The sequence below is a fragment of the Mycobacterium sp. SMC-18 genome (genome assembly GCF_045310895.1).
Taxonomy (GTDB): domain Bacteria; phylum Actinomycetota; class Actinomycetes; order Mycobacteriales; family Mycobacteriaceae; genus Mycobacterium.
In genome coordinates, this window is record NZ_JBJIAL010000075.1 from 1 (window position 1) to 10,771 (window position 10,771).

Here is a 10,771-nt window from a genome sequence, read left to right on the forward strand (position 1 = left end):
GATCATCCTCGGGAAGGTGCGCCCACTTTCAGGCCGCCTCCTCGGGCCTCATCCACAGGTATTGATCATTGCTCCTCCGGAGGCCCGCGACGCCCTGTCCGGGGAGTTCGCCATCGGAGTGCATCTCGGGGTGGAAGTGGCGGAGCCATCCCGGGTACCGGGCCGGCGAGCGTCTCACGCGTACTGCTCAGTGCTCCCTGGCGCATAACCGATCACGGATGAGCGAACAACCCGGGCTGAAATACAAGCAGCGTGGGCAGTTTGGTGAACTTTCAGTCTGCGCGCGGACTCTCTGTAGCGCGGATGGCTCTCAGAGTGGCGTAAGCCGCGCGGCGCACATACTCGTCGTCGCGCGCTTCGCCGTGGACATTCCATCGCCAACTACCCACGTAGGTCCGTTCGGGGTCGTGAATACCAGGAAATCCTATGTGGAGAAGGTCGTTGGCGACCGGAGCCGGCGGTGGGGCTGAGGAGAGTCCCTTGATGATTTCCAGGACCACAGCTGCCGCGTTGCCGACGTACCTTGCGGAGTCGTCACCTTGTGGGCCGATCAGAAACGCGGAAGCGCGTTCTGCGTCGCGTGTCGGTCCATTTGCCGCTACCCACATCGTGCCGGAGTCAAGGCCGATCAATACAGCGTCTTGTGTTGCGGTGATTGACGCGTCGAGCCGCAGGAGCCCTGCAGCCATCGTTGCGATCTCGTTGTGGGGGAACGGCCATAGTGATTGGGATGGCTCGCAGCCACCGATAGCCCACTTCCGCGCGTACGGGACGGTTAGGCCCGCACCCACTCGCATGCGTTCGCGGAACGCAGCACTGATCTCGCTCTGCGTGGTCAGTTCTGTGGTCATCGTTCGATCTGTCGAGAAGTAGGTTCCGTGCGAATCGGCTACCGCATACGGTACGTGTAGTAGTTGCCGATGCACTCCAGGGCCTCCGGTGACAGCTCAGGGTGACGTTCGTGCATTACTGATTCGACGTAATCGCCGGCGTCGTTGAGCGACATGGAGTTCCAGTCCGGATTCAGCTGCATTGCCTCGTCCAGGATCCACCGAACCGCTTGCTTGGCAACAGATGCCGCTGAGCCGAAATGAACGTCGAACGCCTCATCGTTCTTTCCGGGGTAGTGCTTGAGATGAAGCGTGATGGCGTCGTTGATGGCTACGGCTTGGTCTGTCATGCGTACGGTCACCTACTCTCTGGAGAAAACCGGCGCTCGCTAGACGCGAATTTTGAGCAGTGGGCTACCGTCTTCCCGTCGGAATGATTCTTTGATCTCGTCGACGGTGGCATGGAGAATTGTGGACAATCTGGCGAGTCGATCTGGCGCCAAGAGGCGCCCACCGCTGCACACCGCAATAATTGCGTCGGAGGCATCGATCAACGTGTATCGATTGACGCCAGTGACTTCTTGAAGTGCGACGCGATAGCCGTGGTCCAAATCGTCGACCGCTCGTGTAGCCATAACGAACGGCAAGTCTTTGATGCTTCTGTAGGAGTCTCCGAAAAAACCGAATAGGAATCGCTCCACGACTACCGGAGACGCGCCTGAGAATTCAAATCCCTCGGGTCCAAGCCTGTCTGAATAGGTGACCTCTGTTCCTCCATCTGCCCGGTCCCGGACGAAATATCGGAGCTCGCCGCCGCGATTCCAGAAAAGATCGGTGCCTATACATTCGGCGTTCCGAGTCAACGAGAATCCGGCGAGACTCGCCCAGCTTTCGAGTTCATCAGACACCGTCATGTGTCGCTGTCACCGCCCTAACGCTCCGTACTTGATCACGTCTTCGATGTCAGTCATCGCGTCGCGAGTTCAGTCGGGACTTGGAACCCACTGGTTCTCCACCCCATGGACCTCGGCCAAGCGATCGGCGGCGACCACTGCCTCGAACACTCCAGCCTCGACCAGTCCAGCGCCGACGCGCTCGGCGTCAGCGGGGTCATCATTGAGCAACAGCACCTCGGCGGTTTCACCTGCACGACGCAGTATGCGCACGGGGACACCGTCGACCTGGGCCGTGAAAACCCGCTCGAACACTTCGCATTCCGACAACGGCACGGTCGCGGACCACGCATGTGGGCGGACTGGCTCGAAACCCGTTGGGCCATTCTCGGTGAGCGCGGTCAACAACACGGTCTCCGCAATGACGTCGGCGAAGTACTCCCGACCCTGCCATCGCGCCAACGTGCCCACCATCGGGCTCGGAGGCCGCCAGCGTTTGGCGCCCACCCAGCCGCGGCCAGCCCCCGCGTAGTGCGACAAGCACTTCTGCTCACCGTCGGAGCGGATCCGCCAGTATTCGGCCCCGTGCGAGAACCGGGTGCGGCTCATGCGCCAGACCGGCGCTAGTGAGCCGCCGAGAAGAAAACCGTGAGAGAAGTCGCGCCAGCGTCTCTCCGCGTCACTGGGCTTGGTGAACGTTGCCAGTCGTGGTTGCTCAAAGCGGACCACATCCGCGAAATCGGGAGCGGCGTCAATACCGTACGCCGCCAACAGATCTGCGGGCGTCCTCAGACCGACTACTGCAGACGCCTCGGTGACATACCCGCCAACCTGGTCGAGTCCGTTCTCCACGATGGCGCTTGAGACAGGGGTGGCAAGGAGTTTCTGCAGCACGAAATGCTCAGCCACGCCGCGTCTCCTCGATCTGAATATCGTGCAAATCGTCGGGATTGACCAGGCCGGTCCATCCCGTGTGCTGGTCACCGTCGAGTCCCATTGCGCGAGCGATGTGTGGCGGCCCCACGAACTCGACCCCAATCCGACCGTCGCGCAACCGGCGCCGGAGGTACACCGTGTGCCCCGCGAGAGTGGCGCTGACGCTGACCTGGATGACGCCGTCGAGAGCCGAGCGAGGGACCTTGGCCCACGGGTCGTAGTGGCCCGGCTCGGCTGGTGCTTCGCCACGGGCGAAGGCGTCCGGTAGTTCGACGTCCGGTCCGACGTTCACCGCGACCCAGTCGGTGCCACTGAACAAGATTCGATATCGCTGCCCGCGGTACTCCGCTACGGCGCCTGTCACGGGTATCTCAGTCATCAGTTCCCCTGCGGGATCCACTCTTTGTCCTTGAGCACGGCCACCAGACGTTGGGTTCCGTCATCGAGGACCTCCCACATTTCGGCACCGTCTCGCATCGTGACTTTCTTGGCGAAGTATTCAGGAATGACATCGTCACCGGACTTGGTGAACCCATTGCCGGTGAATGGATCATCCCATCCGTCGTAGGCGCCGTTGCCTCCCATGTCCGTAGTGCGCGGCACTTCGTAGGAGCCTGGGGCATCGGGGTCCGCTTGGAACCGGATGATGTGCGTCCCCGGATCCTCGGGGGTGTACGGAGAGTCGGTGTAGTCCAGACGCAGGCCATCGTGGATCTGTTGAGGCGTCCCGAGGTGAGCCGTGTCGTCGGCCATCGACACCGAGCCACCCACCTGGTCGACGTTGAGCCAGGGTTGGTTGCCCATGACGTAGTCGTCCGCTCGGCTCGGGACAAAGCCTTTCGCATCATCGAAGTACCCCGGCGGAATCACCTTTTGCATCACCGTGTCGTCGGTCGGGTTGGGCAGAGCGTCACGCACGTCGTTGACCAGATCCCGCTCGGCGGGGGTGAGGGCGTCGGTAGGCGTGTTGATGAGGTCGACCATGTCGCTCTTGCTGACGCCATGGTCGGCCATCGCATCGAGGACCCGCTGGTTATCACCGAGCTGCTCCGGCGCGAATGATGTTGTGTGCGAACTGTCGTCCATCATCGAGTAGACGCGTCCGTCGCCCGGATCGCCGTGGCCGCCGGGTGTGTGGGGCGTGGAGTCGTTCGGGCCGGGAAAATGGGGCGAGTCGCCGGGCGTGTGGGTCGGCGTGGCTGGTTCGTGCGTGGCCGGTGCCGGCTCGTGGGTTGACGGTGCGGGGGAGTGCGCAGACGGGCCCGCTGGCGGTTCGTGTGGTGTTGAACTGCTTGGCGAGGTGTGTGTTTCGGCTCCCGGCACGCTTGAGTGCGCTTCGGTCGGCTCGGCGGTGTGCGGCGCCGGAGGTTCGACGTGTGGCGCGGGCGCAGGTTCCGGTTTTGGCGCAGGAGCTGCTTCGGGTTTGGGCGCCGGAACCTCGACCGGCGCCTTGCCTGCGGCGCTGGTGCCCGGCGCGGCCTCTGGCACGCCGACCTTGTCCAGACTGCTGGTGATCTTCCCCGCCTGGCCGGCGACTTCCTCGGCAGCGCTGGCCGCACCGACCTTGGACGCGGCCGTACCGGCATCGCGTGCAACAGTGCCGCCGGCCCGCGCCTCTGCCGCACCGACGCGCGCCGCGCCACCGGCAGCGTCGGCCGCGGGCGCCGCCTCGCCGGCGCCCGGCAGGAAGAAGGTCGCGACTTGCGCTGTGTCGTAACCCAATCCGCGGAAAGGGTGACCGTTCTTGAAGTCGTCGTAGTCGATCATCGACTTGCCGAGAGTCGTCAAGTCCTTGCGAATGCCAGGGTCTGACAGTGCCAACGGCGCGGTCAAGGGATTGGCCACCAGTGCGACCTCGCCGAGGGCCTTGCCCGTGCCCTCCCAGGCCTTGGCTGCCCCTTCGGGGTCGTAGATGAAGCGGGTCGGATCAAGCTGCTCGAGCCCGTTGGCCGTCTGCGCGACGAACTTGAACGCGCCCTCGTCGAAGTCGACTATCGCGTTGAACGTGGAGCCGAGCGCACCGCCGACCTCCTGGCCGAACGCCTCGACGAACTCCTTGTCCGCCCACTTCTCGAGCTTGTCGGTCAATGCGTCGAGGTCCTGCATGCCCTGGGTGAACATCTGCTGCGTCGCGTCGGCTTCGCGCTTGATGTTGCCCAGAACCGCCTTGATGTCGTCCGCGATCTGCTTGATCTTGTCCAGGGGATTGTGGCCCTCGAACATCCCGCCGATGGTGCTGAGGATGCCGCTCGGACTCAGTTGGTGGAGCAGGTCGCGGATCTTGTTCTGCGTGTTCTCGACGGTCGTTGCAAACGAATCGATCTGGCCGGCCAGTTTCTGCGCCTGCGTGTTGATGGCGGTGAGGCCGCCGCTGATGTCGTTGGCGGCTTTCTGCATCTGCGGTGCGTCGGGAATCTGGAAGCCGCCCAACGTCGTTCCCGCGGCGGTCATGGGGCCCGATCCGCCACTCATCGACGCGCCGAAGGTACGCCAGGCGGCTGCGGTCGCGCGCATCTGTGCGGGATCGCCGTCGGGCCAGAGGTCTCCGACGAACGCTTCGACCAGACTCCATCCCAGCGGCGCGGCGATGTCGCCGCCAAACACCGACGGAGCGCTGGGCGTCGGATACTTCGGGGGCTCAGTGGGTTTGGTGACCGGAAGCTCGCCGCCGCCGACAGTGGAGTGCGCGTTGGCAGTGCCGTAGTTGTAGGCCGACATCTGGATGCCGAAGCCGGTTCGGTGCGACGCGTTGACGGCCGCAGCCGCCGACTGCAGCAACGAATTGGCCGCGTTCATGTAGCTGCGAGAGAAGACCAATGCGGCCGCATCGTGGCCGAAGCCGGCTTCGTGACCGGACAGTGCACCAGAGAGCGTGGTGACCGCGCTGGAGACGCTGTTCGCTTCAGCGCCGACCGACGCCCCCGCCGAGTTGAGCGCGGTCGGATCGACCGTGATCGGGCCGGTCACAGGTCAGGACCACATCTGGTGGTTCTTGCTCGCAGCGGACGAGTAGTTCTCGTGGGCGCCCTCAGCGATCTGTCGGAGCCGAGCCAGCGCCTCCCGCATCTCCCGGGCGCCTTCGTCCCACTGCGCCTGCGCCGACCGTTCCGCTTCGCCGGCGTCGCCATACCAGCTGGAACCCAACCGGGCGACTGATCCGGCTGCGTGCGCCAAGTGGGCTTCGAGGTCGGAATCGAACGCCGTCATCCGGTCGATGACCGCCGCCAGTGCCGCCGGATTGACGCTGAACTCGCTCATCAGAGGCCCGATCCCGCGATGTGCGCGCCGCCCTCGGCGTCGGTGCTCGTGTACTTGGCCGCCGCCTCGTTGAGCAGCGCCGACATGCGACTCAGACCGGCGGCCACCTGGGCAGCGCCTTCGTGCCATTCCTTCCACACGCCCGCGTATGCCGAGGCCGCGGACCCGGTCCAGCCGGTGCCCATGAGGCCGGACACCTCGTTGTCCAGGGACGTTATCCCGGCGCGGAGCCCGTCCGCGACGGTGGACAGCTCGTGCGACACCGCGACCAGCTCCGACGGTTCGACCTGTAACTCGGCCATGCGATACCCCCAACGCGATTGGCTGACGAAAGGAGCTTACCGAGCGTGCCAGGGGGTCGCCGACGCGAATTTCCTTGCCGCTCACAGGTTTTAGACAGATGTCTGTCAGGTTGCTGGCAGAAACGGCCCCAGACGAGCGCCGGACCTGTGAGCCGGGCAACGATCAGCCGCATCGGTCGACTGGATCTCACGACCGACCAAACCCGCTGGTCCCCCTGCAGCCGCGAATCGCCGTAGCCAGGGGCTTCGACGCCCTCTCGTAGGGTCGAACACGTGCATGTCTACCAACTGGCTTTCGAATGGACCGAAACGAACCGACACTGGCTGCTCGAGGTGCCGATCCGGATCGCTGCCTACGGCGTCATCGCCCTGATCGCGCGGTTGGCCCTGCACCGGGTGATCGACCGCGCCACGACCGGGCGCGCCGGCAAGACAATGGCCGTCGATGAGGAATCGCAGGCCAACCGTCCGCCCTTGTTGCGCTACCTGCGCGACCGGGCGGCCTCGTCGAACGCCCGCAAAGCTGCCGAGCGGCGTCGCCAGCGCGCACAGACCATCGGCTCGGTGCTGAAGTCGACGGTGTCGATCCTGCTGCTCCTGTGGCTGGTGCTCGCGATCCTCAGCGTGCTGGGCGTCAACATCGCGCCGTTCATCGCCTCGGCCGGCGTGGTCGGTCTCGCGATCGGCTTCGGCGCGCAGAACCTGGTCCGCGACTTCGTCAGCGGCATCTTCATGCTGCTCGAGGATCAGTACGGCGTCGGCGACAATGTCGACCTCGGTGACGTGACGGGCGAGGTGCAGAGCGTCGGCCTGCGCATCACCACACTGCGCGGCGGCGACGGCACCCTCTGGTACGTCCGCAACGGTGAGATCAAGCGCGTCGGCAACATGAGCCAGGACTACGCCGTTGCGAACGTTGAGGTTCCGGTCGCCCTGACCGCCGACCTCGACCGCGCCGAGCTGGTGGCCATCGAAGCGGCGGAGGACGCGATCATCGACCCGGCGATCGCTGCCGATGTGTTGGGTGATCCGGAAATGCTTGGCGTGCAGGAGCTCTCGCCTGATCTGCTCACCTTGCGGATGTCGGTGAAAACTCGGCCGAACATGCAGGGCGCGGTGCAGCGCCGGATCCGCCGCGCGATTCTGCGCGCCTACGACGAACACGACATCGCTCTGCCGTATCCGCAGGGGCGCATTCACGCCGTGGTGGGCGGTCGGGCCGCGGAGTAGGGCCCTGGGCTCCCCGAACAACATTGGTCGGGGAGCGGTCAGCGTCCGGCCTTCTCCTGCGGATTCACGCTGTCGACGGCCAGAACCGTGATCGCCATGCTCCGCCCGGATTCTGTCACGTATCTCCGGGTTTCGCCGACGTGCGAGGCGACGAGTGCTTTGCCCAGCGGGCACTCCACGGAGCAGGTGTCGCCCAGCGGCTTGGCGTCGGCGGGCAGGACGAGTTGGAAGATGTCCGTGTCGTCGGGGTCCCCGTTGAACGACACGGTGACCCAGGCGCCCGGCACGGCCTGACCTTCGAGGATCAGCTCGTCGCGGGCGTCGATTGTGTTGGTGGATGACATTTCTCGCGGGTGCCGGTCTGCGATGACCGCACCGTGCTGTTCAGCGGCATTCGATGACACCGGGTGTGGGGGCGGAACCCTTGACGCGGTGTTCGGGTGAATTACAGCGTCCACGGTTGTCACTATCCGCCGCGTCGCCGGTCGTGGCGGACGCACGCGAGCTTGTTTGCCATGATGTCACGTGATGTACGTCCGTGGGTCAGACGGAGGGCGAAAGCGGCCGCGGCGTACTTGTCGGAGCCCGGGCGTAGCGTCCGCGACATGACCGACAAACGACGTTTACGGAGCCTCAAACAGGCTCGACGCGATGTGCGGCGAGCGAAGAAACGCAAGGCCGGGAATGCTCTCGACCGACAGCTGAAAACTGTAACCGGACAGCTGAAAGATTTAATCGGGCAGCTGAACGATGCAACCGGACAGCTGACAGAAATAGTGCGGCCCAGGGTCGATCAGCATCCGGTCTATCTCGTCAGCATGGCCAGCCGCGCGATCAACGTAGGGAACCTCAACCTCACTTCGCTCGATGCCAGCAGGCCGGACGGCGAAAAGCTGTATCGCCTGTTGACCGGCCTTATGTCGACACGCAACCGGCCGGTCACTGCCTTACTCGCTGTAATCGCGGAGCTTCTGGTCGATGACCCAGCTCTGCAATTCGAATGTCGAGCGGAACTCGCACAGCGCCACGAGCACCTGCCGGGATGGATCCACTCACTGTCGCAGGTGAACGTGCACCGGGCTGTCCGCCGAAGTGATGCCTTCGGTGATGCCGATGAGATTGCCATTGGTGCTCGACTAGTCGGTGGTCATGGGCTGACTGTGGTCGTGCGGGTCGACCACAATCGGTTCTCGGGCGTCACCGACATCGCCATTGTGCCGGAGCTGATCGACGAAGTGCTTGCACGGATTGCGGAACCGGGTTCCGAGTCTGTTGTCGAAATGGACCTCGCCGACGCGAGGGCGTGGATCGAAGGTGCTTTCAAGAAGCCAGTATTCGCGCGAGATGCCAATACGTGGATGCCAAACCGACCGCTGGTTAGGTGGCTGATCAGTCGGCTCCCGGAAGGCGGTGAGGGCCGCACACCGTCCATGGATTGGGCTTCCGCCGTGCAGCTGTGCGAGTCGTTCTTCGTCAGCAGTTCGTCTGCTCCGTTCAACGGTCCCGGCTACCGGGAGCAGCTGCTGGAGCTTTTCGAGACCGGCTCGGAAGACCCGCTGCGGTGGAGCGAAACACGTGTCCGAGACATAATGCGCAACCCGTCCTACTACGACGACGGCACGCCATTGGAGGTGGCGCTGGACGTTCCTGACCTGCTACGTGCGTTCATCCCATATGCGCACGCGCAGAGTGGGATTGGCGACGAGCTGACGTCACGGACGCTTGCTGTGATCGATGAGCTGAGGCCGAGCTACCGGCACGAACTTATGAGCGAGGCGCGAGAGTTCTGGGGGTACGACGATGTGGGCTGATGGCTCCTCAAGTCAGCTCGGACGGGTTGCTAGCAGATTGCAAGCGAGAAGCATGCAATCTGGGTACAGTGGTCGTATGCGGACTCTGCACCTCCGTAACGTCCCTGATGACGTCATGGATCGACTCGAACGGATGGCGCGTGCAGCGAGCACCTCGGTGACAGCCGTCGCGATCCGTGAACTCGATGCCGCGACTCGTCGAGTCGACAATGCCGCATTGCTGGCCACGCTGCCCGATCTGGATATCCCGACCGAGACCATCGTCAAGCAGTTGGAGTCCGAACGCCGGTGATTGTCGTCGATGCGTCGGCAGCAGTCTCTGGGCTTCTGCACGATGGCCAAGCACGTCGACTACTCGCTGCCGAATCGATTCACGCGCCGCACTTGGTGGATGCGGAGGTGGCCAGTGTCTTGCGCCGGCAAGTGGCGTCCGGTCGGCTTACCTCTGCGGAGGGCCGGCAGGCTTTGAATGTCTGGAGCGGGCTCGGGCTGATCCGCTACGCCGCTCCACCTCTCCTGGAACGCATTTGGGAACTTCGTGAGGCTGTGACGGCCTACGACGCGATGTACGTCGCCCTCGCTGAGAACCTGGACTGCGCTCTGGTGACCGCGGATGCTCGGCTGTCAGGAGCGAATGGCCCACGATGCGCCGTCACTGTCGTCCCGCGCTAGGAGAAGCATCCTCTCAGCGTTAACAGTGTTGCAGCACAAGCGATTTGGAGCCGTCAAGGAAACGTGACGGCTCCAAATCGAATATGTCAGGAGAGGCGGCCCCGTCGCAGCGTGCGCAGCCACCATGAAATCAGCGGCAGCCAGGCGACTCAGCGCTCAGCCGCAACCGGCTCGCTCCCCGCAATGACGCGCGTCCGCTTGTACATCCACCCGAGCACCGCCGCGAACGCCACGACGCCGATCAGCTCAGGAACAGACCCGCCGAAACCGGAGAACACCGCGAACGGCTCATCGGAACCAGTTCCGGCCACGAAACCGGCGAACACCACGCCCTAGAGACTCTCGCCGACGATCATGCCCGTCGCCAGCAGCACGCCGATCCGCTTCTTGCGCTCGACGTCTCCGCCGGTCCGGTCAGCCCAGCGGTTGTAGAACCAGCCCAGCAGCGCACCGAGCGGAATGATCAGCGTCAGACTCATCGGCAGGTACATGCCCATCCCGACGGCCAGCGGCGGCAGCGCGAATCGCGATGTGCGGGTGAGGGTCTCGTCAACGACGATCGCCACCACACCGATCACCGCACCCAGCCCGATCAGCCCCCAGTTCAGTGACCCGCCGAACACACCTTTGGCCAACGACGAAATCAACGCGGCCTGCGGCGCCGCCAAGGCGTGATCGCCTGCCCCAGGAGCGCCGAGGAACCCGAATGCGCGCTGCATCAGGTTGAGCACTGGCGGGATGATGGCCGATCCGAACGCCACACCGAGCAATTGTCAATACCTGTGGATCGGGGTGTTTCAGGCGACCTCCGTTTCGGTGTGTTGATCGCCGTCTGACGG

General features: G+C 64.1%; 13 protein-coding genes and 1 pseudogene. 4 read left to right on the forward strand and 10 right to left on the reverse strand.

Features of this window, described 5'->3' with window-relative positions; translation table 11 throughout:
- Window positions 1-272 precede the first annotated feature (272 nt).
- From ACJH6J_RS29260 to ACJH6J_RS29295, 8 genes are all read right to left on the reverse strand, one after another.
- Window positions 273-851: a hypothetical protein gene (locus ACJH6J_RS29260; protein WP_406804953.1), complete on the reverse strand. Its 579-nt coding sequence runs from the start codon at window positions 849-851 to the stop codon at window positions 273-275.
- A 38-nt stretch (window positions 852-889) separates the two neighbouring features.
- Window positions 890-1,180 carry a hypothetical protein gene (locus ACJH6J_RS29265; protein WP_406804954.1) on the reverse strand — a complete coding sequence of 97 codons (291 nt, stop codon included), beginning with the start codon at window positions 1,178-1,180 and terminating at the stop codon, window positions 890-892.
- A 39-nt stretch (window positions 1,181-1,219) separates the two neighbouring features.
- Complete coding sequence (locus ACJH6J_RS29270) at window positions 1,220-1,744, reverse strand: Imm61 family immunity protein (RefSeq protein WP_406804955.1); 525 nt, start codon at window positions 1,742-1,744, stop codon at window positions 1,220-1,222.
- A gap of 69 nt (window positions 1,745-1,813) precedes the next feature.
- The gene (locus tag ACJH6J_RS29275; RefSeq protein ID WP_406804956.1) at window positions 1,814-2,632 is read right to left on the reverse strand and encodes a hypothetical protein; all 819 of its coding nucleotides are present in this window, start codon (window positions 2,630-2,632) and stop codon (window positions 1,814-1,816) included.
- Window positions 2,625-3,038: a hypothetical protein gene (locus tag ACJH6J_RS29280; protein ID WP_406804957.1), complete on the reverse strand. Its 414-nt coding sequence runs from the start codon at window positions 3,036-3,038 to the stop codon at window positions 2,625-2,627. The genes ACJH6J_RS29275 and ACJH6J_RS29280 overlap by 8 nt, the downstream gene beginning before the upstream one ends.
- Window positions 3,038-5,626, reverse strand: a complete 2,589-nt coding sequence (locus ACJH6J_RS29285; RefSeq protein WP_406804958.1) for a hypothetical protein — start codon at window positions 5,624-5,626, stop codon at window positions 3,038-3,040. Before ACJH6J_RS29285 ends, ACJH6J_RS29280 begins: the two co-directional genes overlap by 1 nt.
- A 3-nt stretch (window positions 5,627-5,629) precedes the next feature.
- Window positions 5,630-5,917, reverse strand: a complete 288-nt coding sequence (locus ACJH6J_RS29290; protein ID WP_406785087.1) for a WXG100 family type VII secretion target — start codon at window positions 5,915-5,917, stop codon at window positions 5,630-5,632.
- The gene (locus ACJH6J_RS29295; RefSeq protein ID WP_406785086.1) at window positions 5,917-6,219 is read right to left on the reverse strand and encodes a WXG100 family type VII secretion target; all 303 of its coding nucleotides are present in this window, start codon (window positions 6,217-6,219) and stop codon (window positions 5,917-5,919) included. Before ACJH6J_RS29295 ends, ACJH6J_RS29290 begins: the two co-directional genes overlap by 1 nt.
- A 273-nt stretch (window positions 6,220-6,492) precedes the next feature.
- Between ACJH6J_RS29295 and ACJH6J_RS29300 the strand changes: the two genes are divergently transcribed.
- Window positions 6,493-7,449 (forward strand): mechanosensitive ion channel family protein, encoded by a 957-nt coding sequence (locus ACJH6J_RS29300; RefSeq protein WP_212812429.1) that lies wholly within the window; start codon window positions 6,493-6,495, stop codon window positions 7,447-7,449.
- A gap of 38 nt (window positions 7,450-7,487) precedes the next feature.
- On the opposite strand, the gene ACJH6J_RS29305 is transcribed toward ACJH6J_RS29300, so the two are convergent.
- A complete protein-coding gene (locus ACJH6J_RS29305) occupies window positions 7,488-7,793 on the reverse strand; it encodes a GreA/GreB family elongation factor (RefSeq protein WP_406804959.1) in 306 nt (101 codons plus the stop codon).
- Window positions 7,794-8,054: 261 nt separating this feature from the next.
- Between ACJH6J_RS29305 and ACJH6J_RS29310 the strand changes: the two genes are divergently transcribed.
- The 3 genes from ACJH6J_RS29310 to ACJH6J_RS29320 all read left to right on the forward strand — a co-directional run bounded on the left by ACJH6J_RS29310 (window position 8,055) and on the right by ACJH6J_RS29320 (window position 9,932).
- Entirely contained in the window at window positions 8,055-9,260 is a 1,206-nt protein-coding gene (locus ACJH6J_RS29310; RefSeq protein WP_406804960.1) for a hypothetical protein, read from the forward strand.
- A 76-nt stretch (window positions 9,261-9,336) separates the two neighbouring features.
- Window positions 9,337-9,552 carry a hypothetical protein gene (locus ACJH6J_RS29315; RefSeq protein WP_053854134.1) on the forward strand — a complete coding sequence of 72 codons (216 nt, stop codon included), beginning with the start codon at window positions 9,337-9,339 and terminating at the stop codon, window positions 9,550-9,552.
- Window positions 9,549-9,932: a type II toxin-antitoxin system VapC family toxin gene (locus ACJH6J_RS29320; protein ID WP_406804961.1), complete on the forward strand. Its 384-nt coding sequence runs from the start codon at window positions 9,549-9,551 to the stop codon at window positions 9,930-9,932. Before ACJH6J_RS29315 ends, ACJH6J_RS29320 begins: the two co-directional genes overlap by 4 nt.
- 149 nt (window positions 9,933-10,081) lie before the next feature.
- Here ACJH6J_RS29320 and ACJH6J_RS29325 read toward each other — a convergent pair.
- Window positions 10,082-10,702: pseudogene (locus ACJH6J_RS29325) on the reverse strand (OPT/YSL family transporter); the annotation flags it as partial.
- Window positions 10,703-10,771: the final 69 nt, after the last annotated feature.

Coding starts and splice junctions, on each gene's coding strand:
- ACJH6J_RS29260 (WP_406804953.1), bottom strand. CDS start 851: ATGACCACAGAACTGACCACGCAGAGCGAGATCAGTGCTGCGTTCCGC.
- ACJH6J_RS29265 (WP_406804954.1), bottom strand. CDS start 1,180: ATGACAGACCAAGCCGTAGCCATCAACGACGCCATCACGCTTCATCTC.
- ACJH6J_RS29270 (WP_406804955.1), bottom strand. CDS start 1,744: ATGACGGTGTCTGATGAACTCGAAAGCTGGGCGAGTCTCGCCGGATTC.
- ACJH6J_RS29280 (WP_406804957.1), bottom strand. CDS start 3,038: ATGACTGAGATACCCGTGACAGGCGCCGTAGCGGAGTACCGCGGGCAG.
- ACJH6J_RS29290 (WP_406785087.1), bottom strand. CDS start 5,917: ATGAGCGAGTTCAGCGTCAATCCGGCGGCACTGGCGGCGGTCATCGAC.
- ACJH6J_RS29295 (WP_406785086.1), bottom strand. CDS start 6,219: ATGGCCGAGTTACAGGTCGAACCGTCGGAGCTGGTCGCGGTGTCGCAC.
- ACJH6J_RS29305 (WP_406804959.1), bottom strand. CDS start 7,793: ATGTCATCCACCAACACAATCGACGCCCGCGACGAGCTGATCCTCGAA.
- ACJH6J_RS29310 (WP_406804960.1), top strand. CDS start 8,055: ATGACCGACAAACGACGTTTACGGAGCCTCAAACAGGCTCGACGCGAT.
- ACJH6J_RS29315 (WP_053854134.1), top strand. CDS start 9,337: ATGCGGACTCTGCACCTCCGTAACGTCCCTGATGACGTCATGGATCGA.